The sequence below is a fragment of the Allobosea sp. genome, assembly GCF_036675845.1.
Classification (GTDB): domain Bacteria; phylum Pseudomonadota; class Alphaproteobacteria; order Rhizobiales; family Beijerinckiaceae; genus Allobosea.
This window is the reverse complement of sequence record NZ_JAKFED010000147.1, coordinates 1-24,463: the sequence shown is the minus strand read 5'-3', so window position 1 is coordinate 24,463 and position 24,463 is coordinate 1. Positions and strand designations below refer to the sequence as shown.

Here is a 24,463-nt window from a genome sequence, read left to right as displayed (position 1 = left end):
TCGCCCATCGGAATGACGGCGGCCTTCACGGCGCATAGGGCATGATCTCCTGGTCGATGGCGCCGAAGATCGAGTGGCCGGCGGCATCCTTCATCTCGATGCGGACGCTGTCGCCGAAGCGCAGGAAGGGCGTCTTGGCCGCGCCGCCGCGAATGGTCTCGACCATGCGCTGCTCGGCGATGCAGGCATAGCCGAGGCCGCCCTCGGCGACCGGCCGGCCCGGCCCGCCATCGGCATCGCGATTCGAGACCGTGCCCGAGCCGACGATCGTGCCGGCGACCAGCGGGCGGGTCTTGGCCGCATGGGCGATCAGCACGCCGAAGTCGAAGGTCATGTCGGTGCCGGCGTCGGGGCGCCCGAACGGCTTGCCGTTGATCTGGGCGAGCAGCGGCAGCTTCAGCCTGCCGCCATCCCAGGCCGGCCCGAGCCCGCCGGGCGTCACCGCCACCGGCGAGAAGGCGGAGGACGGCTTGGACTGAAGGAAGCCGAAGCCCTTGGCGAGCTCGGCCGGCACCAGCTCGCGCAGGCTGACGTCGTTGACGAGCATGACGAGGCGAATCGCCGCCCGCGCCTGCTCGACGCTCGCCCCCATCGGCACGTCGCCGGTGACGACCGCGATCTCGGCCTCGAGGTCGATGCCGTAATCCTCGCTGAGGATCCGGGCCGGCTGGCGCGGGCCGAGGAACGAATCGGAGCCGCCCTGATACATCAGCGGATCGCTCCAGAAGCTTTCCGGCATCGGCGCACCCCTTGCCTTCCGGACCAGCTCGACATGGTTCACATAGGCCGAGCCGTCGAGCCATTGATAGGCGCGCGGCAGCGGCGAGGCGCAGTCATGCTCGTGGAAGCGGAAGGACGGCACCGAGCCGTGTTCCAGCCCCTCGGCGAGGTCGGCGAGCCGTGGCGCGCAGCGTTCCCAGTCGTCGAGCGCGCCCTGCAGCGTCGCCACCACCGGGAAGGCGTCGGTCGCCCGGGTCAGGTCGTTCGAGACGACGACGAGCCGGCCATCACGGCCTTGCATAAGGGATGCGAGTTTCATCTCTTTCCAATCCGTGCCGGACAGTCATGATGGGGTCAAACCGATCCCCGGGAGGAGACCTTATGGAACGCCGCACGTTTTTGAAAACAGGCGCGCTCGCCGTGGCCGCGACGCCGATCGCGATGCCGGCGATCGCCCAGTCGATGCCGGAAGTGAAATGGCGGCTGACCTCGAGCTTCCCCAAGCAGCTCGACACGATCTACGGCACCGCCCAGCAGTTCGCGAAGTTCATGGCGGACGCGACCGACGGCAAGTTCCAGGTCCAGACCTTCTCGGCCGGCGAGATCGTGCCTGGCCTGCAGGCGCTCGATGCGGTCACCTCCGGCACGGTCGAATGCGCCCACACGCCGACCTATTTCTATGTCGGCAAGGAGCCGGCGCTCGGCCTCGGCACCGGCATCCCCTTCGGCCTGAACGCCCGCCAGCAGCATAGCTGGTGGTATTTCGGCGGCGGCGAGCAGATCGTCAACGAGGCGCTGGCCAAGTTCAACGCCTACTCGATCCCCTGCGGCAATTCCGGCTGCCAGATGGGCGGCTTCTTCCGCAAGGAGCTGACCACGCTCGACGACCTCAAGGGGCTGAAGTTCCGGATCGGCGGCATGGGCGGCGCGGTGCTGGCCAAGCTCGGCGTGGTGCCGACGCAGATCGCCGCCGGCGACGTCTATCCGGCCCTGGAGCGCGGCACGATCGACGCCGCCGAGTTCGTCGGCCCCTATGACGACGAGAAGCTCGGCTTCGTGAAGGTCGCCCGCTACTACTACTATCCCGGCTGGTGGGAGGGCGGCGCCATGCTCCACCTCATCATCAACCAGGAGCAGTGGAACAAGCTGCCGAAGCACTACCAGGCCATCGTCTACCATGCCTGCGAGGCGGCCAATAACTGGATGCTGGCGAAATACGACGCCGTGAATCCGGGCGGCCTGCGCCGGCTGGTGGGCCAGGGCGCGCAGCTGAAGGCCTTCCCGCAGCCGATCATGGAAGCCTCGCTCAAGGCGGCCGAGGAGTACTATGCCGAGACCTCGGCCAAGAGCGAGCTGTTCAAGAAGGGCTATGATTCGATGGTCGCCTTCCGCGGCGAGAACCTGCTCTGGTGGCAGGTCGCGGAGCTTTCGTATGACGCGTTCATGAACCGTCTGAAGGCGCGCTGAGGACCGTTTTTCCCTCGCCGTCATCCTGGACAAGCCGCGGAGCGGCGCAAATCCGGGATCCATCGTAGGCCGCGGAGCCTTACGATGGATCCCGGGTCGAGCTTCGCTCGCCCAGGATGACGGGGCGGCTCCGAGCAAAGGCAACAGGCCAGGGGGGGCGGCAAACCCTACCAGGCCTCGCGCTTCTTCGGATCGAAGCGCTTGTTCAGCCCCTCCCAGCAGGCGGCGTAATTGTCCTGGAGCTGCGGCAGGCCGGCGGCGTAGCCGGTGACGCGCTGGGCGAATCTCGTCTCGAACATGAAGGCCATGGTGCCGGTGAGCTTGACCGGCTTGAGCTCGACGGTGCTCGCATGCTCGAAGGCCTGGGCGTCGGGGCCATGCGGCAGCATCATGTTGTGCAGGCTGAAGCCGCCGGGCGTGAAGCCCTCCGGCTTGGCGTCGTAGACGCCGTAGATCAGCCCCATGAACTCCGACATGATGTTGCGGTGGTACCAGGGCGGCCGGAAGGTGTTCTCGGCCACCAGCCAGCGTTCGGGGAAGATGACGAAGTCGATATTCGCGGTGCCGGGCGTCTCGGAGGGCGCGGTCAGCACGGTGAAGATCGACGGGTCGGGATGGTCGAACGAGATCGCGCCGACCGGCGAATAATGCCGCAGATCGTATTTGTAGGGCGCGTAATTGCCATGCCAGGCGACGACGTCGAGCGGCGACTGGCCGATCTCCGTCGAGAAGATTTCCCCGCCCCATTTGGCGTAGAGCAATGAGGGCTCCTCGATGTCCTCATAGGCCGCCACCGGGGTGAGGAAGTCGCGCGGGTTGGCGAGGCAGTTGGCGCCGATCGGCCCGCGATCGGGCAAGGTGAAGCTGCCGCCATAGTTCTCGCAGACATAGGCGCGCGCCGGCCCGTCGATCAGCTCGACGCGGAAGACGACGCCGCGCGGGATGACGCAGATCTCGCCGGGCTCGATCTCGATGATGCCGAACTCGGTGAAGAAGCGCAGGCGGCCTTCCTGCGCCACGATCAGGAACTCGCCATCGGCGCAGAACAGGTATTCGCGCTCCATCGAGGCGGTGACGAAGAGCATGTGGGCGGCCATGCCTGCCTGGGTATCGGCGTCGCCGGCCGTGGTCAGGGTGCGCAGGCCGGCGAGGAAGGTCAGCTTCTCTTCCGGCAGCGGGATCGGGCTCCAGCGCAGCTGCCCCAGCGAGGGTTTGGTCTCGTCGCGGCAGGGCGCGGTGCGGATCAGGCCCTTGTCGACGAGCGTCCAGCGGCCGCCATGCTTGACGCTGGCGCGGATGCGGTAGAGCCAGGAGCGCTCATTGGTCGAGCGCGGCGCGGTGAAGGGCGAGCCGGAGAGCTGTTCGGCGTAAAGGCCGTAGGCCGCCTTCTGCGGCGAGTTGCGGCCGATCGGCAGCGCGCCCGGCAGGCTCTCGGTCTCGAAGGAATTGCCGAAGCCCGACATGTAGCGCCGCCCATCTTGCGTCTGCTGGCCGGAAGCGGAAAGAGATGTCGTCTGGACGTTCATGGCCAGGTCCTCCTGATGCCGCCGGCGCCTTTGACAGCCGCACCGGTTCGGCGATGATCGCGGAGCAGCCGGATCCTGTGGAAATGGAGCATGGCTTCTGCGAAAAGCCGGGTTCCGGCCGTTCGCGCCGCGCTCCCTCAGCCGCCTCCCCTCCTGATTACCTGCCCTCCTGATTAGTTGCAAGTGAAACTAATGTCAACGAAACCGAACCCGCCCGGCGGCGAACGCGCCCTGCATCTCGAGCAGTTCGTGCCCTATCGCCTCAACGTCGCCGGGGTCTTCGCCAGCCGGGCGCTGGCGCGCATCTATGGCGAGAAGTTCGGCATCGGCATCCCGGAATGGCGGGTGATCGCCCAGCTCGGCGAATTCGGCCGGATGACCTCGCGCGACATCGGCGAGCTATCGCAGATGCACAAGACCAAGGTGTCGCGGGCGGTTGCGGGGCTCGACCAGCGCGGGCTGGTGGCGCGCAGCGAGAACCGGGCCGACCGGCGCGAGTCCTTCGTTACCCTGACGGCCGCCGGCGCGCGGGTCTATGCCCAGATCGTGCCGCTGGCGCTGGCCTTCGAGGAGCGCTGGACCGAGGGCATCGCCGCCGACGAGTTGCGCACCTTCGAGCGCGTGCTGGCGGTGCTGACCGAGCGCGGGCGGCTGCTGGCCGGGACCTATCACGAGGAAGGCGCCTGATTGCCGCCGGGGCACGGATATGCGATTCCGGCTGGCGGCTGGCCCCGAATCGGGATGTCCATAGTTCCGTCGCCTTTGTGACATGTGCTCAGCGAAGGCGCGCCGCGGCCTGCGGCGCCCCATGGCTAACAAGGGTCAAGACGCTTCCTCCGATGATTTTCGCTTCGCTCCGACGCATCCTCGCCCCGGCTCTGGCGCTTGCCGCGCTGACCGGCGCGGCCGTCGCGCAATCGCCCGCCTGCAGCAACTGGCGGGCCGAGTTGGCGAGCCTGCAGGGGCAGCGCGGCGGCGATCCGCGCGCCGCGCAGGCGGCGCAGCGCGTCGGCTCGCAGATCGCGCAACTATCCGGCCAGTACCGCTCGATGGGCTGCGACCGCGGCAACTTCCTGTTCTTCGGCGAGCAGCCGCCACCGCAATGCGGCGGCATCCGCGCCCATCTCGCGCAGTTGCAGGCGCAGTACGGCGCGCTGCAGCGGCAGGCGCAGAGCGGCGGCATCGACCAGCGCCGGGCGCAGCTCGCGGCGCTGATCGACAATAACTGCCGCGATCCGCGCCGCGGTTTCTTCGAGACGATCTTCGGCATCGAGCCGCGCCGCGGCGAGATCGATTCGACCCTGCCCGAGCTCGACCCCGACCCGCAGTCCGAGGACCGGCCGCGCCAGGGCGGACCCTATTCGGTCTGCGTGCGGACCTGCGACGGCTTCTTCTTCCCGCTCGCCAACAGCCCGGGAGGGCGCGAGGGGCAGGACGAGATGTGCCAGGCGCTCTGCCCCGGCAGCGAGACGCTCGCCTTCGGGATGAGCAATGGCGGCGACATCCAGAACGCGGTCTCGCGCAGCACCGGCACGCCCTATGCCTCCCTGCCGAACGCCCTGAAATACACCCGCAGCTTCGACGCCGCCTGCACCTGCCGGGCCCCCGGCCAGAGCTGGGCGCAGACCCTGCAGGAAGCCGAGAGCCTGCTCGAGCAGCGCAAGGGCGACATCATCGTCACCGAGGAGCGCTCGCTCGAAATGTCGCGGCCGAAACCGGCACAGCCGGCGCGTGGCAAGAAGACCACCACCCCGGCGCCGGAGGCGGCACCGGCACCGGCTCCGACCGTGCTCCAGGCGGCGCCCGGCGACGAGCCGGCGCCCGCCGCCAGCGTGCCGACGGCCAGCACCGAATCCGCCGGCGTCGGGCCGCAGCGGATCGATGGCGAGAAGACGGTCCAGCAGGGCGACGGGCTCAAGCGCGAAAGCAAGAGCGTCACCGGCGAGCGGCGCACCGTACGCATCGTCGCCCCGAACATCGCCCCCAATCTCGGCGCCGGCGCGACGGCACGGCCCTGATCCGACGCGGCCGGCGCGCCGGCTGAGCGGTGCCAAAACGTCCGAAGCGCCTCTGGGAAGGCGGCGATTCCATCTCGCATTGCGGGTATGCTAAAGTCATTCCCGGGCCGACCGCCGGGTATGCAGGACCAACCGGAAACGACGCGCCCAGGAACGCACAAACGAACGGGAGTGTCAGACGATGCGCGCAAAATGTGCCGGACTTGTCGCCGCGACCGGGCTGCTGGCGCTGTCCGCGAGCGCTGTTGTAGCCCAGACGGCCGAGATGAGCTTTTTCGTCACGAGCACCGGCTCCGGCAAGGGCGCGGATCTCGGGGGCCTCGAAGGGGCGGATGCGATCTGCCAGCGCCTCGCCCAAGCGGCCGGCGCCGGTGGCAAGACCTGGCGGGCCTATTTGTCGACGCAAGCAGTTGGTGGGGCAGCGGCGGTCAATGCGCGTGACCGTATCGGCGCCGGCCCGTGGCGCAACGCCAAGGGAACGGTGGTCGCCAGCAGCGTCGCCGATCTGCACGGCGCCGCGGCGAGCCTCACCAAGCAGAGCGCCCTCAATGAGAAAGGCGAAACCGTCAACGGCCGCGGCGATTCACCCAATCAGCACGATATCCTGACGGGCTCGCAGGCCGACGGCACGGCATTCGGCCCGGGCGAGGACCGCACCTGCGGCAACTATACCAAGAGCGGCGCCGAGGGCGCGGTGATGGTCGGCCACCATGACCGCACGGGGCTCGACGACTCGCCGCCCGCCAAATCCTGGAACATGTCGCACCTCTCGCGCGGCGGCTGCAGCCAGGATGCACTAAAAGGCACGGGCGGCGCCGGCCTGTTCTACTGCTTCGCCAGCAATTGATGCGATCCCCCGGAGGCGGGCAGAATTAGAGCGCCGGCCCGCAAAGCGGAATGCGGTTTTGGGGAAAGCCGACGCTAGATCGCCGTGCGTCCATCCGGACGCAGAGATGGCGATCTAGCTCCTTGTTGTAGCATCGGATTCAACCGAAAATCGGATTCCGCTTTTCGGTCCGATGCTCCAGATCGTTAGAATATCGAACCGAATACGTTGTTCGGTCCGATGTTCAGGATGGGAGCGGTGATCCGGTGGATGTAGGCCGGACACTCCGCCCAGGAATGATGCTGGTTCACGCCGTCTCGCCGGCCAGCCGCTTCAGCGCCTTCTCGCGGCCGATCAGCGGCAAGAGCGCCGCCAGCTCCGGGCCGTGGTCGCGCCCGGTCAGGGCCTGGCGCAGCGGCATGAACAGCGCCTTGCCCTTGGTGCCGGTGGCGGCGGCGACCGCTTGCGTCCAGCTCTTCCAGCTCGTCTGGTCGAAGGGCTCCGGCGGCAGCAGCGCCGCGGCCGCCGCGGCGAAGGCCTTGTCGACGACGAGCGGCTCGATCGGACCCTCGACGACCCGCCACCACACGCCTGCGCCCGAGAGCCGGTCGAGATTGCCGCGCACCGCCAGCCAGAACGGCTCGCTCGCCGGGATGCCCAGCGCGCGCAGGCGCTCGGCGACGGCGGCGAACTCGAAATGGTGCAGCGTCCGGGCCGAAAGCGCCTCGAGTTCGTGCTCGTCGAACTTCGCCGGGGCGCGCGAGACATGGGCGAGATCGACCAGCCCGGCGAGCTCGTCGAGGCTGGAGACCGGCCTGACCGCATCGGATGAGCCGACCAGCACCGAAAGCGCCGCGACCGCCAGCGCCTCGACGCCGGATTCGCGCAGGCCGCGCAGGGACAGGTGGCCGAGCCGCTTCGACAGCCCCTCCCCGCTCGCCGTGGTCAGCAGGTTGTGATGGCCGAAGACTGGAACCGCGGCGCCGAGCGCCTGGATGATCTGGATCTGCACCGCCGTGTTGGTGACGTGGTCCTCGCCGCGGATGACATGGGTGATGCCCATGTCGACGTCGTCGACCACCGAAGGCAGCGTGTAGGGATAGGTCCCGTCCTCGCGCACCACGACCGGGTCGGAGAGCGAGGCGCAGTCGACATGCGAAGGGCCGCGCACCAGATCGGCCCAGCCGATCTCCTCCCAGTCGAGCTGGAAGCGCCAATGCGGACGCCGCCCCGAGGCCTCCAGCGCGGCGCGGTCGGCTGCCGTCAGCTTCAGGGCGGCGCGGTCGTAGACCGGCGGCAGGCCGCGCGCGAGCTGGCGCTTGCGGCGGCGGTCGAGCTCGTCGGCGCTCTCGTAGCAGGGGTAGAGCCGGCCGGCGGCGCGCAACGTGGCGGCAGCTTCATCGTAGAGGCCGAGCCGCTCGGACTGCTTGATGCTGGCATCGGGCACGACGCCGAGCCAGGCGAGATCCTCGGCGATCGCCTCCGCGAATTCCGGCTTCGAACGCGCCTTGTCGGTGTCGTCATAGCGCAGCAGGAAGCGCCCGCCATGGCGCCTGGCGAAGAGCCAGTTGAACAGGATCGAGCGGGCGTTGCCGATATGGAGATAGCCGGTCGGCGACGGCGCGGTGCGGACGAAGGGAACGGTCATGGCCGGCGCTTGTCGCGCGGGAAGGGCGCGAGGGCAAGGGCACCGACGATGCGCTCGCAAGGAGATATCGACAAGCGCCCAGATTGACGCAAGGGTAGGCGATAGAGGCGATGGGCTACCTGCGCAGGGAGGCGAGGATGAGCATCACGGCTTCGGTCGGGCTGGGCGGCAAGAACGCTGCTCCCGATACCCGCCTCGTGCAGGCGCTGCTCAATCCCCATGCCGGAACGCTCGGCTTCGACCTGCTCGAGGTCGACGGCGATTGCGGCCCGCTGACCCGGGGCGCGATCCGGCGCTACCAGCAGGTGGTGATGAAGCTCGCCTCGCCGGATTCGCGCGTCGACCCAGGTGGAAAGACCTTCCAGTCGCTGGTCACGACCCCGGTGCCGGCCGATGCGATCGTGACCTGCGAGCGCGCCCCGGTGACGCTGAAGGTCGGCGATTTCGTGCAGTTGCCGGTGGTGATGGACCCCGCCGACGGCACGGTGCAGGACGCCTATACCGCCTTCACCTACGAGCTTCCGGACCGGGGTGCGCGCATGGTCGGCACGGACTACGCCATCGGCGTCCCCAACATCATCTTCGTCGACCCCGACGCCAAGGTGAAGATCGGGGCTGCGCTGACCCCTGCCCTGCTGGCGCATGAGCAGTTCCACTACGATGTCGGCTTCGTCGCCTGCCGGACGCTGGCGCACCAGCTCACCATCGCCCGCGCGCCGACGCTGGCCGGGCTGGTGACGAAGATCAACGGCCTGGTCGACCTGCATATCAAGCGCCGCGTCGCCCTGATCCAGCGCCGCTACGACGTCGACACCCAGCACGGCCTCAACGCCAAGTACCAGCGCATCTGGCTCGACCGGATGACCGCCTGTCTCGCCAATCCGGCGGCGAACCAGATCGGAGGGTTCTGGCTGTAGCCGATCGACCTTCTGCCGCCCCATGCGCCCGTCATTCCGGGGCGCCACGCAGTGGCGAGCCCGGAATCCATCAACACGACGCCACCGAATGAAATGCGGCCTGGGCAAATTGGTCCAGCGTGGTGTTCATGGGTTCCGGGCTCAGGCCTGCGGCCTGCCCCGGAATGACGACGCGTTTCCAGACGGCATCCGACGGGCCAAGGGCCGGCGCTCTCAGAAGTCGAAGCTCTCAGCCCCGGCCTTGCCGACGCCCTTGACCAGCCCGGCATCGGGCTTGTGGGCGCCGTTGCCCGGATCGCGGAAGCCGTTGACGATCGGGTAGCGCCGGTCGCGGCCGAAGTTCTTGCGCGTCACCTTGACGCCCGGCGCCGCCTGCCGGCGCTTGTATTCGGCGAGATAGAGCAGGCGCTCGACCTTCTTCACGGTCTCGAGGTCGTGGCCGCGGGCGACGATGTCGGAGAGCCGCATCTCGTGCTCGATCAGGCAGGCGAGGATGTCGTCCAGCACCTCATAGGGCGGCAGCGAGTCCTGGTCCTTCTGGTTCTCGCGCAGCTCGGCCGTCGGCGGCTTGACGATGATGTTGACCGGAATGACCTCGCCGTCCGGCCCGAGCGCCCCTTGCGGCTTCCAGCGGTTGCGCAGGGCCGAGAGGCGGAAGACCTCGGTCTTGTAGAGGTCCTTCACCGGGTTGTAGCCGCCATTCATGTCGCCATAGAGGGTGGCGTAGCCGCAGGACATCTCCGACTTGTTGCCGGTCGTCACCACCATCGGCCCGAACTTGTTCGAGATCGACATCAGGAGCGTGCCGCGCACCCGGCTCTGCAGGTTCTCCTCGGTGATGCCGCGATTGGTGCCGGCGAAGAGCCCCGCCAGCGCCGCCTCGAAGCCCTCGACCGGCGCGGCGATCGGCACGATCTCGTAGGGCACGCCGAGCGCGTCGGCGCAGTGCTTCGCGTCGTCGAGGCTCTCCTGCGAAGTGAAGCGATAGGGCATCATCACGCAGCGCACGCGCTCGGGCCCGAGCGCATCGACCGCCATCGCGGCGCAGATCGCCGAATCGATGCCGCCGGAGAGGCCGAGCACGACGCCGGGGAAGCGGTTCTTCTCGACATAGTCGCGCAGGCCCAGCACGCAGGCCGAGTAATCGGCCTCGTCGCCGCTCTCGACCGCCGCGATCTCGCCTTGCAGGCAGTGCCAGCCATCGGCCCCACGCTCCCATTGCGTCACGACCAGCGCCTCGCGGAAGGCGGGGAGCTGATGGGCGAAGCTCCTGTCGGCATTCAGCACGAAGGAGGCACCCTCGAAGACCAGTTCGTCCTGGCCGCCGATCTGGTTGAGATAGACCAGCGGCAGCCCGGCCTCGACGACGCGGGCAACGGCGACGTTCAGCCGTTCCTCGGTGACGCCGCGGCGGAAGGGCGAGCCGTTCGGCACCAGCAGGATCTCGCCGCCGGTTTCCGCGATGCACTCGACGACGTCCTGGCCCCAGATGTCCTCGCAGACCGGGATGCCGAGGCGCAGCCGGTCGCGAAACACCACCGGGCCGGGCAGCGGGCCGGGCTCGAACACCCGCTTCTCGTCGAAGACGCCGTAATTCGGCAGGTCGACCTTGAAGCGCACCGACTGGATCAGCCCGCCATCGAGCAGCGCATAGGCGTTATAGAGCTTGCCGTCCTCGAGCCAGGGCAGGCCGAGGAGCAGCGCCGGGCCGCCATCGGCGGTCTCGCGCGCCAGTTCCTCGCAGGCCAGGCGGCAGGCGTCCTGGAAGGCCGGCTTCAGCACCAGATCCTCGGGCGGATAGGCCGAGAGGAAGAGCTCCGTGAACATCACCAGCTCGGCGCCCTGCGCCGCGGCCTCGCGCCTGGCGGCGCGGACCTTGTCGGCATTGCCGGCGACGTCGCCGACGATCGGGTTGAGCTGGGCCAGGGCCAGGCGGAAGGAGGTCGTGGTCATGGATGGGATTTAGCTTGAGCGCGTAAGGCCAGCAACGGCCTCGAGGGACTGCGGGTCCTGCATTTTTCGTCGTTTCCCTCCACCGTCATTCCGGACAAGCCGCGCAGCGGCGCCGCTCCGGAATCCATCGTAGGGCGCCGAGCTCTACGATGGATTCCGGCGCTTCGCTTCGCTACGGCCGGAATGACGGCGCGATCTTCGATTGCGGTTCAGCCCACTGTCGAGCGGAAATCCGCCGAATGGCGCAATTCGCGCATCGGGCGCACCCGCTGCGTGGTCTCGTCGTAGACCGGATGGCTCTTATAGGCGGCCAGCGCCGTTTCGTCGGCGAATTCGCCATAGACGACGATATCGATCTCGTTGCCCATCGGGTCGAGCTTGGCATTGGCCACGACCTCGAAGGCGAGCGAGTGCGGAATCTCGCCGAGGTGCGCGAGCGCCTCAACGATCGTATCGCGCTCTGCCGGGTCCTTCGCCGTGAAAAACACGATGTGACGTATCATTGCCCTGTTCCCGCACCCGGCCGCACCCGGCCCGCCGGCGCCTGGTTAGCCGCCGGGCGGGCCGATTGTCGATGCGGCCTGAGAGCCCAGTTCGTCGGCGCCTCCCGCGAACCGGCAGCCGCATTAACCCGGTATTAGGGTTAACCGGGCATGAATCATGTTCGAGCCTGCCGCATTCCTCCGCCGGCGGCCGTTCGGAGAGTCACCGGATGCGTGCTTCCCATTTCGCCGCGATTGCGCCCGCCACCCTGCTCGCCTGCGCTCTCGCACCGCTGCAGGCAGCGCAAGCCGCCGACTACCCCGTCCTGCGCGGCTCGCAGATCGAACAGCCCTTCGAGCAACGCAGCGAGCTGTTCAGCTCCGGCCGCTTCGACTGGTCGGGCTTTTATTTCGGCGGCTTCGCCGCCCTGAGCGAAACCGAATTCGAGCCCGGCCCCGGCCTGCCGGACCTCGCTCGCTCGGCCTATCGCAACACGGCGCTCGGACAGGCCGTCGACATGGGCCAGTTCGTCGTCGACCAGGGCTCCAAGCGCGACAGCGGCACCAATTTCGGCGGCTTCACCGGCTACAACTTCCTGTTCGGCGACGTCGTGCTCGGCCTCGAGGCCGACTATACGCGCGCCGGCCAGGAATATGGCTTCAGCGACTTCATCGCGCGCCGGACCGTCGCCGGCGGCCAGACCATCGACTGGTCGATGGATACTCGCCTCGGCGCCCGCCTGCACGACTACGCCACCGCGCGCCTGCGCATGGGCTACGCCTATGGCCGGATCATGCCATTCGCCACCATCGGCGCGGCCTTCGGACGCTTCGACGCGTTCTCGACAATCGATGCGACGGCCGCAATCGTCACCAATGCCGGCACGGCCACCGAAACCTCGACGAGCGCCGCGGGCTATCCGCTGCGCGTCGGCGTCGCGCGCAAGGATGTCTGGGGCTTCGGCATGGCTTTCGGCGCCGGCGTCGACTGGGCGCTCACCGACAACCTCCTCCTGCGCGCCGAATACCAGTACGTCGCCTTCGGCGAGGTCGAGGGCACGACGACGACGGTCAACACCGGGCGCGTCGCGGCGGCCCTGAAGTTCTGAACCGCCGAACCGGACCTTAAAAAAACGAAGGCCGGGGCGGTCCGCCCCGGCCTTCCTGCATTTTCGGCCGCCGGCGACAGCGGTGGTGAAGCAGCCGCTACTCGGCCGCCTCGACCTCCGGCCGGGCCCGCCCGGAGCGCTCGCGCTTGACCAGCTCGGCCACGAGGAAGGCCATCTCCAGCGCCTGCTCGGCGTTGAGGCGCGGGTCGCAGACCGTGTGGTAGCGGTCGTTGAGGTCGGCATCGGTCATGCCGCGGGCACCGCCGGTGCACTCGGTGACGTTCTTGCCGGTCATCTCCAGATGCAGGCCGCCGGCATGGGTGCCCTCGGCCTGGTGGACGGCGAAGAAGTTCTTCACCTCGGTCAGGATCAGGTCGAAGGGCCGCGTCTTGTAGCCGCTCGCCGCCTTGACGGTGTTGCCGTGCATCGGGTCGCAGGACCAGACGACGTTGCGCCCTTCCCGCTTGGCGGCACGCACCAGAGCCGGCAGATGGTCGAAGACCTTGTCGGCGCCAAAGCGGGCGATCAGCGTCAGCCGGCCGGGCTGGTTCTGCGGATCGAGCGCCTCGATCAGCTTGAGCAACTCGTCGGGCTTCAGCGAGGGGCCGCATTTCAGGCCGATCGGATTGCGGATGCCGCGGAAGAACTCGACATGGGCATGGTCGAGCTGGCGCGTGCGGTCGCCGATCCAGACCATGTGGCCGGAGGTGTCGTACCACTCGCCCGTGGTCGAATCCGTGCGCGTCATCGCCTCTTCGTAGCCGAGCAGCAGCGCCTCGTGGCTGGTGTAGAAGTCCGTAGTGCGCATCTCGGGATGCGTCTCCGGGTCGATGCCGATGGCGCGCATGAAGTCGAGCGCCTCGGTGATGCGCCCCGCCACCTCCTGATAGCGGCCCGATTGCGGACTGTCCTTGACGAAGCCGAGCATCCAGCGATGGGCGTTGTCGAGATTGGCGTAGCCGCCGGTCGCGAAGGCGCGGATCAGATTCAGCGTCGCCGCCGACTGGCGATAGGCCTCGAGCTGGCGGCGCGGATCCGGAATCCGGGCCTGCGCCGTGAATTCGTTGTCGTTGACGATGTCGCCCTTGTAGCTCGGCAATTCGACGCCGCCGATGGTCTCGGTCGGGGCCGAGCGCGGCTTGGCGAACTGGCCGGCGATGCGGCCGACCTTCACGACGGGCGAGCCACCGGCAAAGGTCAGCACCACCGCCATCTGGAGGAAGAGCCGGAAGAAATCGCGGATGTTGTCGGCCGAATGCTCGGCGAAGCTCTCGGCGCAGTCACCGCCCTGCAGGAGGAAGGCCTCACCGGCAGCGACCTTGCTCAACGCCCGTTTGAGCTTGCGCGCCTCGCCTGCAAAAACCAGCGGCGGAAAGCCGGCGAGCTGCTGCTCAACCGCCTTCAAGGCTGCCTGATCCGGATAATCCGGCATCTGCTGGACAGGCTTTGCCCTCCAGCTCTCGGGCGTCCACCGCTCGGACATCGTCTTGCTCCTGCTTTCACAAATCGCGCCTGCGTTAACCTCTTCTCAGCGCGAAAGGCGGCCTATACACCCCAACGCCGCGGCTGACCACCATTGCGGCAGGGTTCGCCGCCCAGCGGCCGGCGCGCCGCGCAAAAAGATCGAATCTTCGCAAAACGATGGCGGCGGGGGCTCACATCCCGGTTCGGGTCGCTGATACCCCGGTTCAACGCGCTTCAACCTCGATTCAGGCGGTTGATATCCCGGTTCAAGCGTCGCGACCGCCCACCTTTCTGCGCGGGCCGGGTGGCTAGAGCTCGCTCTTGCGGGCGGTGCGCAGGGTGACGAGTTCCTCGGCCGCGCTCGGGTGCAGGGCGATGGTCCGGTCGAAATCGGCCTTGGTCGCGCCCATGGTGACGGCGATGGCGACGGCCTGGATGATCTCGCCGGCGTCGTGGCCGAGGATGTGGACGCCGAGCACCTTGTCGCTCTTCGCGTCGACGACGAGCTTCATGTAGATGCGCTCGTTGCGGCCCGAGATCGTCGCCTTCATCGGCCGGAAGCCGGCCTCGAAGACGCGCAGCTCATGGCCGGTGGCGATAGCCTGCTGCTCGGTGAGGCCGACCGTGCCGATCTCCGGCGTGGTGAAGACGGCGGAGGCGACGAGGCTGTGGTCGGTCGTCCAGGGCTTGCCGCCGAAGGTCGAGTCGGAGAAGGCGTGGCCCTCGCGGATCGCGACCGGGGTCAGGTTGACGCGGTTGGTGACGTCGCCGACGGCATGGATCGAGGGCACGCTGGAGGCCGAAGCCGCATCGACCATGACCTGGCCGACCGGGCCGAGCTTGACGCCGGCCTGTTCGAGCCCGAGCCCGGCCGTGTTGGGCCGGCGGCCGGTGGCGACGAGGATCACCTCGGCGTCGATCGGCTCGCCCTTGGCGCAATGGGCGCGGCGCGCCCCGTCCGGGAGCAGTTCGATGCGGTCGACGGTGCAGCCGAGCCGCAGCGTGATGCCGGCATGGCCGAGCGCCTCGCGCAGGCGGGTGCGAACGTCCTCGTCGAAGCCGCGCAGGATATTGTCGCCGCGGTGCAGCAGGGTGACGGCGACGCCGAGGCGGGCGAAGATGCTGGCGAATTCGAGCGCGATATAGCCGCCGCCGACGACGAGCATGCGCCTGGGCAGGCTCGGCAGATGGAAGACCTCGTTCGAGGAGATGCCGAGCTCGCCACCCGGGATCGGCGGGTCGAAGGCCGGATGGCCGCCGGTCGCGACGAGGATGTGGCGGGCGCGAACGGGCTTGCCGCTGCGCTGCAGGCGCACCGTATGCGCGTCCTCGATGACCGCGCGCTCCTGATGGATCTGGACCAGCGCCGCCTCCAGGCCCTTGCGGTAGAGGCCCGACAGCCTCGTGACCTCGTTGGCGACCGCGTCGCGCAGGGTCGGCCAGTCGAATTCGGGCTTGCCGACCTTCCAGCCGAAGCCAGCTGCATCCTCGAACTCGTCGGCGAAGCGGCTGGCATAGACGAAGAGCTTCTTGGGCACGCAGCCGCGGATGACGCAGGTGCCGCCGATCCGGTCCTCCTCCGCGATCGCCACGCTGGCGCCGTGGCCGGCGGCGATGCGGGCGGCGCGGGTGCCGCCGGAGCCGGCACCGATGACGAAAAGGTCGACGTCGTATTCGCTCATGCCCTGCCCTCGCGTGCCCTGCCCTCGAGATTTCCTGCTTGCGCCGGAGCGGCTGCAAACAGCAGCGCCGCCAGGGTCAGGACCGCGATCCACCAGCCCTGCCAGGCGCCATGCGCGACCACGACGATCGCGAAGCTGCCGGCGAAGAACACCGTCGGCATCGCCGCCCGCGCCGGCGGCAGCCGCCGCAGCCGGCCGATCAGCAGCAGGCCGGAGAGCGCCAGCAAAGCGGCTCCGACGGCTCCGGTGTCAACCCAGGCCTGCAAGGGCGCGCTATGCGGATGGCCGATCGCGAGCATCGCCCGGCGCGGCGGCGAGATGGCCTGCGCCACCAGATTGTCCTGCAAGGTCGCGGCGGCGTTGAAGCCGAAACCGAGCAGCGGGCGCAGCATCGCCGCCTCGCCGAAGGTTTCCCAGATGTCGATCCGCACCTCATGCGAGGGCTGGAGATGGCTGCGCAGCGAAGCCGGCATCCGGGCCTCCAGCGCCGGCCCGATCGCGGGCGCCAGGACCATGGTCGCGAGGAAGGCCGCGCCGGTGGCCGCCAGCGTCAGCCGCGACGCGGCGGCGAAGCCGAGCCGGACCGCGGCCATCACGACGAGGCCGAGCTTGGCCGCCTCGCTGTCCGAGACGAAGACGAGGATCGTCACGACGAGGCCGAGCAGGCCTGTGAGGGCGCGATCGAGGCCGAGACCGCCCCGCCAGAGACGATCGATCACCGGCAGGCAGAGGACGAGGCAGGTGAGCACGGCGCGGTTGAAATAGAAGACCTGCTGACGGTCGTCGATGGCGAGCCAGCGCCGCTCGGTGAAGCCGGTGAGGAACTCGTAGCCGAGCAGGCAGGCGGCCAGCAGCACCGTGATCGCGAGCGCCCGCGTGAAGCGCCGCGAGGGCTCGAAAGCCCCGCTTGCGGCGATCACCAGCCCGAAGACGGCCGGCAGCACGAACTCGCCCCACATCCGCAAACCTGCCAGTGGCCGATGGCTCCAGCTCGTGCTGACCAGCGCCCAGAGCGCGAAGGCGAGCAGCAAAAGGCCGAGCGGCGATGACAGGATCGCCTGTGCCCGCGCCTTCAGCGGCGCGACGCCGCCCTGGGCGAGGCCTGCCGTCAGGAAAGCGAGCGCCGCCAGGCCCAGGACCAGCGGCGCGGAACGCGTCGCCGCCCACATCGCAAGGGGCGTCGCAGCGAGCAGGCCATGGCCGATCGCGGCGGCGGCGCCGGCAAGGGGGGCGCCTGTCGCCACGGGGGAAGCGGGTCGAAACATCGGGCGTGCTCTTACGCCATCGCGGGATCGGGCGACAGGGGAATGTCCAACCCCGCGAAAGACCTTGACTTAAGATTGATCAATCAGGCGCAATTGACCGGGCGGGCGGCGCGATGCCACAGGCAGGCGCCTATAACAATCGCGCGGGCCCCGCGCCGGGAGGTAGATCATGCTGTCATCGATTCTCAAGCGCGGCGCCGTGACGGCGGTCGCGCTCGCCGGCCTCACCACGGCCGCCTTCGCCCAGCTCGAACTGAAGATCATGGCCCCCGCCGCGCCCGGCGGCGGCTGGGACGGCACGGCCCGCTCGATGCAGCAGGCGCTGACCGCCGCCGGCATCGCCAAGAGCGTGCAGGTGACCAACGTCCCCGGCGCCGGCGGCACGATCGGGCTCGCCCAGCTGATCAACGCCAAGGGCGACGGCCATCAGCTGATGGTCAACGGCTTCGTCATGGTCGGCGCGATCCTGCTCAACAAGTCGCCGGTCAGCCTGACCCAGGCGACGCCGATCGCCCGGCTGACCGCCGAGGCGCTGGTCATCGTCGTGCCGGCCGACTCGCCGATCAAGACCGCCAAGGACCTGGCCGAGCGGGTCAAGGCCGACCCGGCCAAGGTGACCTGGGCCGGCGGCTCGGCCGGTGGCGCCGACCACATCCTGGCGGCGCTGTTCGCCGAAGCGGCGGGCGGCGACCCCAAGAAGATCAACTACATCCCGTTCTCGGGTGGTGGCGAGGCGCTGGCCGCCATGCTCGGCGGCCGGGTCACGGCCGGCATCTCCGGCTATGGCGAGTTCGAGGGCCAGATCAAGGCCGGCAAGCTGCGTGTCATCGGCGTCAGCTCGCCCAAGCGCCTCGCCAACGCGCCCGACGCGCCGACCCTCAAGGAAGCCGGCGTCGATGTCGAGCTGCTGAACTGGCGCTCGGTCGTGGCGCCTCCGGGCCTCAGCGACGCGCAGAAGACGACGCTCTCCGGCGCAATCGACAAGATGGCCAAGTCGAAGGAATGGGCCGAGATCCTCAAGGCCCGCGGCTGGGACGACGCCTATCTCGCCAGCGCCGAGTTCGACGCCTTCCTGAAGGCGGAGACGGTGCGCGTCGAGAAGGTGATGCGGGATGTCGGCCTGGTGAAGTAAGACCGTTCGCGACCGGCGGGCGGCATCGACGCCGCCCGCCTTTCCCTGCCCCCGCTCGACGGCAAAGCCCATGTCCCGCACCATCGACCGCCCTGCCCTCGTCGTCGGGCTGCTCCTGCTGGCAGCGGCGGCGATCGTCGCCTTCGACGCCTCGCGCCAGACGATCACCTCGAATTACGGCGTCGGCCCGACCGCGATGCCCTATGTCGTCTGCGCCGGGCTCGTCGTCCTCGGCCTCGCGCATTTCATCGTCGCCTTCAGGGACGGGCTGCCGAAGCCCGAGGCCGCCGACGGACGCGCGCTGCTCTGGATCGGCGGCGGGCTCGCCGGGCTGATCGCCTGCATCGCGCTGGGCGGCGGCTTCATCATCGCCACCGCGATCCTGTTTTCCTGCACGGCGCGCGGCTTCGGCCGCGAGGCGCTGCCGGCCGACATCGCCATCGGCCTCGGGCTCGGCGCCGCGATCTACCTGCTCTTCCTCAAGCTCCTGACCCTGGCGCTGCCGGCCGGGCCGCTCGAGCGGCTCCTCGGCTGAAAGGCGCGCCTCATGGATACGCTGCTTTCGCTCGCCAACGGCTTCTCCGTCGCCCTCGAGCCGACCAAGCTGATGTTCTGCCTGATCGGGGTGTTCCTCGGCACGGCGGTCGGCGTCTTGCCCGGCATCGGCCCGGCGCTGACGGTCGCGCTGCTGCTGCCGGTGACCTTCAAGCTCGACCCCGCCGGCTCGCTGATCATGTTCGCCGGCATCTACTATGGCGGCATGTATGGCGGCTCGACCACCGCGATCCTGCTGAACGCTCCCGGCGAGAGCGCCTCGCTCGCGACCGCGCTGGAAGGCTCGAAGATGGCCAAGGCCGGGCGCGGCGGCCCGGCGCTGGCGACGGCCGCGATCGGCTCCTTCGTCGCCGGGCTGATCGCCACGATCGGGCTCGCCTTCCTGGCGCCCTGGCTGGTCGAGCTCGCGGTCAAGTTCGGGCCCTGGGACTATTTCGCGCTGATGATCGTCGCCTTCGTTACCGTCTCGGCGACCTTCGGCGACTCGCCGCTGCGCGGCCTGACCAGCCTGTTCCTCGGCATGACGCTCGGCCTCATCGGCATCGACAAGCTGACCGGCCAGGCGCGCCTGACCTTCGGCGTGCCGGAACTGCTCAACGGCATCGAGGTGACGACGCTGGCGGTCGGCCTGTTCGCCGTCGGCGAGGCGCTCTACGTCGCCTCGAAGCGCTTCCGCGAGCCGGAGGAGATCATCCCGATCAAGGGCTCGCTGTGGATGACCAAGCAGGACTGGAAGCGCTCCTGGGCGCCCTGGCTGCGCGGCACCGCCTATGGCTTCCCGATCGGCGCCTTGCCGGCCGGCGGCGCCGAGGTGCCGACCTTCCTCAGCTATTCGACCGAGAAGAAGCTCTGCAAGCATCCGGAAGAGTTCGGCAAGGGCGCGATCGAGGGCGTCGCCGGGCCGGAAGCGGCCAACAACGCCTCGGCCGCCGGCACGCTCGTGCCGCTCCTGACGCTCGGCCTGCCGACCTCGGCGACGGCGGCGATCATGCTGGCCGGCTTCCAGCAATACGGGCTCAATCCCGGGCCGCTGCTCTTCGCCGAGAAGCCCGATCTGGTCTGGGGCCTGATCGCCTCGCTGTTCGTCGCCAATGTCATGCTGGTGATCCTGAACCTGCCGCTGATCGGCCTCTGGGTCCGGCTGCTGGCCGTGCCGCAGCCCTGGCTCTATGCCGGCATCCTGGTGTTCGCGACCATGGGCACGCTCGCGGTCAATCCCTCCCCGGTCGAGCTCGGCATGCTCTTCGGCTTCGGCTATCTCGGCTATCTGATGCGGCGCTACGACTATCCGGTGGCGCCGATGGTGGTCGGGCTGATCCTCGGGCCGATGGCGGAGGCGCAACTCCGCCGCGCCCTGCAGATCAGCCTCGGCGATCCGATGATCCTGCTCGAGAATCCCGGATCGGCGACGCTGCTCGGCATCGCCTTCATCGCGCTGGTCGCCCCCTTCGCGATGAAGGGGCTGAACAGGTTCAAGGCGGCCGAGGACTGACGCCGACGCGCAACCGGTACGTGCGAACGCCGGTTGCGCTCGAATGAATGCGGCGCGACTGTGTTGCGATCTTCACCGGCCCTGCGCGGCCCGATCGAGGATCGACCATGAGCGACGCTACGCTGTCTGCCCCTGCCGCCCCGCCCACCACCGCCGAGCCCAGCCTCCACCGCGTGATGGGCCCCTGGCTGCTGCTGCTCTTCATCGTCGGCGACATTCTCGGAACCGGCATCTACGCGCTGACCGGCCAGGTCGCCAAGCAGGTCGGCGGCGTCGTCTGGCTGCCCTTCCTGGTCGCCTTCGTGGTCGCGATGATCACCGCCTTCAGCTATCTCGAACTGGTGACGAAATATCCGCGCGCCGCCGGCGCGGCGCTCTATGCGCACAAGGCCTTCGGCATCCATTTCGTCACCTTCATCGTCGCCTTCGCGGTGATGTGCTCCGGCATCACCTCGGCCTCGACCGCCTCGCGCGCCTTCGCGGCCAACATGTCGAGCGCCTTCGGGCTGAACCTCTCCGGCGGGATGGGCATCACCCTGCTCGGGCTCGGCTTCATGGCGATCGTCGCGGCGGTCAATTTCCGCGGCGTCGGCGAGAGCGTGAAGGCCAATGTCGTGCTGACCTGCGTCGAGCTGACCGGGCTGCTGATCGTGATCTTCATCGGCTTGTGGGCGATCGCCGCCGGCCAGGGCGACGTCTCGCGCGTGATGCAGTTCAAGCCCGCAGGCGATGGCGGCCTGTTCTGGCCGGTGATCGCGGCGACGACGCTCGCCTTCTTCGCGATGGTCGGCTTCGAGGATTCGGTCAACATGGCCGAGGAGACGAAGGACCCGACACGGATCTTCCCGAAGATCCTGCTCACCGGCCTGGTCATCACCGGGGCGATCTATGTGCTGGTCTCGATCTCGGCGATCACGCTGGTTTCGCCCGAAGAACTCAGCGAGGGCGAGACGCCGCTGCTCAAGGTGGTCGCGGCCGGGGCGCCGAACTTCCCGATCTGGATCTTCGGCTTCATCACGATGTTCGCCGTCGCCAACAGCGCGCTGATCAACATGCTGATGGCGAGCCGCCTGGTCTACGGCATGAGCCGAGAGCGCGTGCTGCCGCCGGCGCTCGGAAAAGTGCACCCGACGCGGCGCAGCCCTTACCTCGCCATCGCCTTCACCACGCTGCTCGCCTTCGCGCTGATCAGCTTCGTCGGCGAGGTGCCGGCGCTCGGCGGTACCACGGCCCTGCTGCTGCTCTGCGTCTTCACCATCGTCAACATCGCGGTGCTGATCCTGCGCAAGGACCCAGTCGACCACGACCATTTCCGCACGCCGACGATCCTGCCGGTGGCGGGCGGCCTGTTCTGCGCCTTCTTCGCCGGGCCGTGGACCGGGCGCGACCCGGTCCAGTACAAGATCGCCGGCATCCTGCTCGGCATCGGCGTCCTGCTCTGGCTGGTCACGGTGATGGTCAACCGCGCCGCCGGCGTGCGCCCCAGCGACCCGTCCATGGAGGATATCGGCGGACGCGGCCCGGTGAACTGAGCATTCCTCGATCGACTCGGGTCCGTCATTGCGAGGAGCGAAAGCGACGAAGCAACTCAGGGGCGGCAGAGCGTCGCGGCAAGTCCCCTCTGGATTGCTTCGCTTGCGCTCGCAATGACGGTGCGAGCCGACCGGAAAGCGCTCCAAAGTCAGGCCGGAACGAAGAGGGCCGCCGGATATCATCCGGCGGCCCTGTTTAGCTGCGAGGCGTGACGGCTCAGAGCTGGTGGCCGCGCTTGCGCATCTCGGCATAGAAGCGGTCGTAGAGCAGGTTGCTGGTCGCAACGCTCCAGGGCTGCAGCAGCGCGTAGATCTCGTCGATGACCTCCGGCCGGAAGGAGTTGTAGCGCTGGCCGACCGGCGAGTTGAAGAAAGCCGCGACCTCCTTGAGGTCGGCCTCGGTCATCTTGCCGGCGAAGGCGCGGGCCGAGGTGTCGACGATCTCGTTGCGCTTGCCTTCGGCATCGTCCTTGAGGCTGGCCAGGACCTCCTCGATGTCCTTCTTCATTTCCGGCCGCGTCGTGCCGACGCTCTGGCGGACGCCGGCGACGAACTCGGTGTAGATCGAGTCGAAGGACTGCGCGAGGCCCGAGGAGACGACCACGTCGCGGGCCGCCTTGAGGTGCTCGGGGCCGGGCCCCTGCTGCGCCGACGCCGGCGCGGCGAACAGCGCCAGAGAAAGGATCGCGCCGGCCAGGCTGTGACGGATCATGCAGGATTCCCCTTTGTCGAATCGTGGCGCCGGCAACAGCGCCGCCAGGCGGTGGCGCGCGGCCGGACACACCCGTTGGCCGCTCTTAGAACATGTCCAGCCAAAGTGGAAACCACTTTTGCTGCGAGCGTGCACCGCCGGGCATCGCCGAGAAAGCGGGCATGAACGTGGCAGCCGCCCGGCTTCAGCCGCGCTCCGCCGTCACGTCCCCAAGGATCTGCACACCGCCCGGCCCCGCGACGAAAGCCGCCGTCGCCAGCCCGATGAACAGGCCGCTCTCGACCACGCCGGGCACCTGGTTGATCGCCGCAGCAAGCTGCTCGGGGTTTGCGATGCGGCCGAGATGCGCGTCGAGGATGAAATGGCCGCCATCGGTGACGAGCGCTTCCCCGTCCGGCCGCCGGCGCAGGACGAGATCGCCGCTCGCCCCGGCCGAGGCGATGGCGGCAGCGACCGCACGCCGCGTCACCTCGAGGCCGAAGGGCACGACCTCGATCGGCAGCGGGAAGCGGCCGAGGGTCGCGACCTGCTTGCCGGCATCGGCGATGACGACCATGCGCTTCGAGGCCGCCGCGACGATCTTCTCGCGCAGCAGCGCCGCACCGCCGCCCTTGATCAGCCGCATGGCGCCGTCGATCTCGTCGGCGCCGTCGATGGTGAGGTCGAGCTCGGGCGTCTCGTCGAGGGTCGACATCGGGATGCCGAGACCGAGCGCCTGCGCCTGGGTCGCTTCCGAGGTCGCGACACAAAGCACCTCGAGGCCGGAGGCGACCTTCGCCCCGAGCCCGTCGACGAAGTGCTTGGCGGTCGAGCCCGTGCCGAGGCCGAGCCGCATGCCCGGCTGCACCAGCGCCAGCGCCGCCTCGGCAGCGGCCTTCTTCAGATCGTCGCTCATGCGCCGAGCCCACCCATCAGCATGTATTTGATCTCGACGAACTCATCCATGCCGTGCAGCGAACCCTCGCGGCCGAGGCCGGATTCCTTGACGCCGCCGAAGGGCGCGACCTCGGTGCCGAGGATCGCCGAGTTGACGCCGACCATGCCGTATTCGAGCTCCTCGGCGACACGGAAGGCACGGCCCAGGTCCTTCGTGTAGAAATAGGCGGCAAGCCCGAAGGGCGTGTCGTTGGCGAGCGCCACGGCCTCGTCCTCGCTCTCGAAGCGATAGACCGGGGCGAGCGGGCCAAAGGTCTCCTCGCGCGTCACCAGCATCTTGGTGGTGACGCCGGCGAGCACGGTCGGCTCGAAGAAGGTGCGGCCCAGCGCATGGCGCTTGCCGCCGACCATCACCTTCGCGCCGTTCGCCACGGCATCGGCGACATGGCGCTCGACCTTCTCGACGGCGCGCTCGTTGATCAGCGGCCCCTGCACGACGCCGACCTCGACGCCGTTGCCGACCTTCATCTTCGCGACCTCGCCCGCGAACTTCGCGACGAAATCGTCATGGATGCCGGCCTGCACCAGCAGCCGGTTGGTGCAGACGCAGGTCTGGCCCATGTTGCGGTACTTGGCGATGATCGCGCCCTGCACGGCGGCATCGAGGTCGGCATCGTCGAAGACGATGAAGGGCGCATTGCCGCCGAGCTCGAGCCCGACCTTCTTCACCGTCGAGGCCGCCTGCTGCATCAAAAGCTTGCCGACCGGGGTCGAGCCGGTGAAGCCGATGAAGCGCACCGCCGGATGGCTGGTCATCACGCCGCCGATCGCCACCGCATCGCCGGTGACGATGTTGATGACGCCCTTGGGGAAGCCGGCCCGCTCGGCCAGCACGACCAGCGCCAGCGCCGTCAGCGGCGTGTCCGGCGCCGGCTTGACCACGAAGGTGCAGCCGGCGGCCAGGCCCGGCGCGCATTTGCGGGTGATCATCGCCGCCGGGAAGTTCCACGGCGTGATCGCGGCGCAGACGCCGACCGGCTGCTTCTGCACGATGATGCGCGAATTCGGGAAGGGCGAGGGAATCGTC

General features: G+C 68.7%; 21 protein-coding genes. 10 read left to right on the top strand and 11 right to left on the bottom strand.

The annotated features are described in order from the left end of the window. Positions 1–25: 25 nt before the first annotated feature. A complete protein-coding gene (locus tag V6M56_RS16380; RefSeq protein ID WP_332685219.1) occupies positions 26–1,039 on the bottom strand; it encodes a fumarylacetoacetate hydrolase family protein in 1,014 nt (337 codons plus the stop codon). A gap of 62 nt (positions 1,040–1,101) precedes the next feature. Between V6M56_RS16380 and V6M56_RS16375 the strand changes: the two genes are divergently transcribed. Next, positions 1,102–2,187, top strand: coding sequence for a TRAP transporter substrate-binding protein (locus tag V6M56_RS16375; protein WP_332685218.1), 1,086 nt, complete (start codon positions 1,102–1,104; stop codon positions 2,185–2,187). 167 nt (positions 2,188–2,354) lie between these two features. Here the strand turns inward: V6M56_RS16375 and hmgA are convergent, their stop codons facing one another. Next, positions 2,355–3,713, bottom strand: a complete 1,359-nt coding sequence (hmgA, locus tag V6M56_RS16370) for a homogentisate 1,2-dioxygenase (protein WP_332685217.1) — start codon at positions 3,711–3,713, stop codon at positions 2,355–2,357. 192 nt (positions 3,714–3,905) lie between these two features. Between hmgA and V6M56_RS16365 the strand changes: the two genes are divergently transcribed. From V6M56_RS16365 to V6M56_RS16355, 3 genes are all read left to right on the top strand, one after another. Next, on the top strand, positions 3,906–4,400 hold the full coding sequence (locus tag V6M56_RS16365) for a MarR family winged helix-turn-helix transcriptional regulator (RefSeq protein WP_332685216.1): 495 nt from the start codon (positions 3,906–3,908) through the stop codon (positions 4,398–4,400). 152 nt (positions 4,401–4,552) lie between these two features. Next, positions 4,553–5,731 carry a DUF2865 domain-containing protein gene (locus tag V6M56_RS16360; RefSeq protein ID WP_332685215.1) on the top strand — a complete coding sequence of 393 codons (1,179 nt, stop codon included), beginning with the start codon at positions 4,553–4,555 and terminating at the stop codon, positions 5,729–5,731. Between the two features lie 181 nt (positions 5,732–5,912). Further along, positions 5,913–6,578: a hypothetical protein gene (locus tag V6M56_RS16355; protein ID WP_332685214.1), complete on the top strand. Its 666-nt coding sequence runs from the start codon at positions 5,913–5,915 to the stop codon at positions 6,576–6,578. Positions 6,579–6,864: 286 nt separating this feature from the next. On the opposite strand, the gene gltX is transcribed toward V6M56_RS16355, so the two are convergent. Beyond that, positions 6,865–8,205, bottom strand: a complete 1,341-nt coding sequence (gltX, locus tag V6M56_RS16350; protein WP_332685213.1) for a glutamate--tRNA ligase — start codon at positions 8,203–8,205, stop codon at positions 6,865–6,867. 137 nt (positions 8,206–8,342) lie between these two features. Between gltX and V6M56_RS16345 the strand changes: the two genes are divergently transcribed. After that, positions 8,343–9,122, top strand: a complete 780-nt coding sequence (locus V6M56_RS16345; protein WP_332685212.1) for a peptidoglycan-binding domain-containing protein — start codon at positions 8,343–8,345, stop codon at positions 9,120–9,122. A gap of 213 nt (positions 9,123–9,335) precedes the next feature. Here V6M56_RS16345 and V6M56_RS16340 read toward each other — a convergent pair whose 3' ends face one another. Then, positions 9,336–11,075: an NAD+ synthase gene (locus tag V6M56_RS16340; RefSeq protein WP_332685211.1), complete on the bottom strand. Its 1,740-nt coding sequence runs from the start codon at positions 11,073–11,075 to the stop codon at positions 9,336–9,338. Between the two features lie 209 nt (positions 11,076–11,284). Beyond that, positions 11,285–11,578 (bottom strand): Dabb family protein, encoded by a 294-nt coding sequence (locus tag V6M56_RS16335; protein WP_332685210.1) that lies wholly within the window; start codon positions 11,576–11,578, stop codon positions 11,285–11,287. Between the two features lie 209 nt (positions 11,579–11,787). Here V6M56_RS16335 and V6M56_RS16330 point away from each other — a divergent pair, with 209 nt between their 5' ends. Beyond that, positions 11,788–12,666 (top strand): outer membrane protein, encoded by an 879-nt coding sequence (locus tag V6M56_RS16330; RefSeq protein ID WP_332685209.1) that lies wholly within the window; start codon positions 11,788–11,790, stop codon positions 12,664–12,666. A gap of 97 nt (positions 12,667–12,763) precedes the next feature. On the opposite strand, the gene V6M56_RS16325 is transcribed toward V6M56_RS16330, so the two are convergent. The 3 genes from V6M56_RS16325 to V6M56_RS16315 form a co-directional block, all read right to left on the bottom strand. Then, positions 12,764–14,149 carry a class II 3-deoxy-7-phosphoheptulonate synthase gene (locus tag V6M56_RS16325; RefSeq protein WP_332685208.1) on the bottom strand — a complete coding sequence of 462 codons (1,386 nt, stop codon included), beginning with the start codon at positions 14,147–14,149 and terminating at the stop codon, positions 12,764–12,766. Positions 14,150–14,438: 289 nt separating this feature from the next. Further along, positions 14,439–15,812, bottom strand: coding sequence for a glutathione-disulfide reductase (gene gor, locus V6M56_RS16320; protein WP_332685207.1), 1,374 nt, complete (start codon positions 15,810–15,812; stop codon positions 14,439–14,441). Beyond that, on the bottom strand, positions 15,809–17,077 hold the full coding sequence (locus tag V6M56_RS16315) for an O-antigen ligase family protein (RefSeq protein WP_332685206.1): 1,269 nt from the start codon (positions 17,075–17,077) through the stop codon (positions 15,809–15,811). The genes gor and V6M56_RS16315 overlap by 4 nt, the downstream gene beginning before the upstream one ends. 169 nt (positions 17,078–17,246) lie before the next feature. On the opposite strand from V6M56_RS16315, the gene V6M56_RS16310 reads away from it, so the two are divergent. The 4 genes from V6M56_RS16310 to V6M56_RS16295 all read left to right on the top strand — a co-directional run bounded on the left by V6M56_RS16310 (position 17,247) and on the right by V6M56_RS16295 (position 21,788). Then, positions 17,247–18,209, top strand: coding sequence for a Bug family tripartite tricarboxylate transporter substrate binding protein (locus V6M56_RS16310; protein ID WP_332685205.1), 963 nt, complete (start codon positions 17,247–17,249; stop codon positions 18,207–18,209). Between the two features lie 70 nt (positions 18,210–18,279). Next, positions 18,280–18,744 (top strand): tripartite tricarboxylate transporter TctB family protein, encoded by a 465-nt coding sequence (locus tag V6M56_RS16305; RefSeq protein WP_332685204.1) that lies wholly within the window; start codon positions 18,280–18,282, stop codon positions 18,742–18,744. Between the two features lie 12 nt (positions 18,745–18,756). After that, positions 18,757–20,256: a tripartite tricarboxylate transporter permease gene (locus V6M56_RS16300; RefSeq protein WP_332685203.1), complete on the top strand. Its 1,500-nt coding sequence runs from the start codon at positions 18,757–18,759 to the stop codon at positions 20,254–20,256. Positions 20,257–20,363: 107 nt separating this feature from the next. Continuing rightward, on the top strand, positions 20,364–21,788 hold the full coding sequence (locus V6M56_RS16295; RefSeq protein ID WP_332685202.1) for an APC family permease: 1,425 nt from the start codon (positions 20,364–20,366) through the stop codon (positions 21,786–21,788). Positions 21,789–22,005: 217 nt separating this feature from the next. Here the strand turns inward: V6M56_RS16295 and V6M56_RS16290 are convergent, their stop codons facing one another. From V6M56_RS16290 to V6M56_RS16280, 3 genes are all read right to left on the bottom strand, one after another. After that, positions 22,006–22,500 carry a DUF2059 domain-containing protein gene (locus V6M56_RS16290; protein WP_332685201.1) on the bottom strand — a complete coding sequence of 165 codons (495 nt, stop codon included), beginning with the start codon at positions 22,498–22,500 and terminating at the stop codon, positions 22,006–22,008. 184 nt (positions 22,501–22,684) lie between these two features. Next, the gene (gene rpiA, locus V6M56_RS16285; RefSeq protein WP_332685200.1) at positions 22,685–23,395 is read right to left on the bottom strand and encodes a ribose-5-phosphate isomerase RpiA; all 711 of its coding nucleotides are present in this window, start codon (positions 23,393–23,395) and stop codon (positions 22,685–22,687) included. After that, a partial coding sequence (locus tag V6M56_RS16280; RefSeq protein WP_332685199.1) for an NAD-dependent succinate-semialdehyde dehydrogenase occupies positions 23,392–24,463 on the bottom strand: 1,072 nt, incomplete at its 5' end. The genes rpiA and V6M56_RS16280, both read right to left, overlap by 4 nt.

Coding starts and splice junctions, on each gene's coding strand:
- V6M56_RS16380 (WP_332685219.1), bottom strand. CDS start 1,039: ATGAAACTCGCATCCCTTATGCAAGGCCGTGATGGCCGGCTCGTCGTC.
- V6M56_RS16375 (WP_332685218.1), top strand. CDS start 1,102: ATGGAACGCCGCACGTTTTTGAAAACAGGCGCGCTCGCCGTGGCCGCG.
- hmgA (WP_332685217.1), bottom strand. CDS start 3,713: ATGAACGTCCAGACGACATCTCTTTCCGCTTCCGGCCAGCAGACGCAA.
- V6M56_RS16365 (WP_332685216.1), top strand. CDS start 3,906: ATGTCAACGAAACCGAACCCGCCCGGCGGCGAACGCGCCCTGCATCTC.
- V6M56_RS16360 (WP_332685215.1), top strand. CDS start 4,553: ATGATTTTCGCTTCGCTCCGACGCATCCTCGCCCCGGCTCTGGCGCTT.
- V6M56_RS16355 (WP_332685214.1), top strand. CDS start 5,913: ATGCGCGCAAAATGTGCCGGACTTGTCGCCGCGACCGGGCTGCTGGCG.
- gltX (WP_332685213.1), bottom strand. CDS start 8,205: ATGACCGTTCCCTTCGTCCGCACCGCGCCGTCGCCGACCGGCTATCTC.
- V6M56_RS16345 (WP_332685212.1), top strand. CDS start 8,343: ATGAGCATCACGGCTTCGGTCGGGCTGGGCGGCAAGAACGCTGCTCCC.
- V6M56_RS16340 (WP_332685211.1), bottom strand. CDS start 11,075: ATGACCACGACCTCCTTCCGCCTGGCCCTGGCCCAGCTCAACCCGATC.
- V6M56_RS16335 (WP_332685210.1), bottom strand. CDS start 11,578: ATGATACGTCACATCGTGTTTTTCACGGCGAAGGACCCGGCAGAGCGC.
- V6M56_RS16330 (WP_332685209.1), top strand. CDS start 11,788: ATGCGTGCTTCCCATTTCGCCGCGATTGCGCCCGCCACCCTGCTCGCC.
- V6M56_RS16325 (WP_332685208.1), bottom strand. CDS start 14,149: ATGTCCGAGCGGTGGACGCCCGAGAGCTGGAGGGCAAAGCCTGTCCAG.
- gor (WP_332685207.1), bottom strand. CDS start 15,812: ATGAGCGAATACGACGTCGACCTTTTCGTCATCGGTGCCGGCTCCGGC.
- V6M56_RS16315 (WP_332685206.1), bottom strand. CDS start 17,077: ATGTTTCGACCCGCTTCCCCCGTGGCGACAGGCGCCCCCCTTGCCGGC.
- V6M56_RS16310 (WP_332685205.1), top strand. CDS start 17,247: ATGCTGTCATCGATTCTCAAGCGCGGCGCCGTGACGGCGGTCGCGCTC.
- V6M56_RS16305 (WP_332685204.1), top strand. CDS start 18,280: ATGTCCCGCACCATCGACCGCCCTGCCCTCGTCGTCGGGCTGCTCCTG.
- V6M56_RS16300 (WP_332685203.1), top strand. CDS start 18,757: ATGGATACGCTGCTTTCGCTCGCCAACGGCTTCTCCGTCGCCCTCGAG.
- V6M56_RS16295 (WP_332685202.1), top strand. CDS start 20,364: ATGAGCGACGCTACGCTGTCTGCCCCTGCCGCCCCGCCCACCACCGCC.
- V6M56_RS16290 (WP_332685201.1), bottom strand. CDS start 22,500: ATGATCCGTCACAGCCTGGCCGGCGCGATCCTTTCTCTGGCGCTGTTC.
- rpiA (WP_332685200.1), bottom strand. CDS start 23,395: ATGAGCGACGATCTGAAGAAGGCCGCTGCCGAGGCGGCGCTGGCGCTG.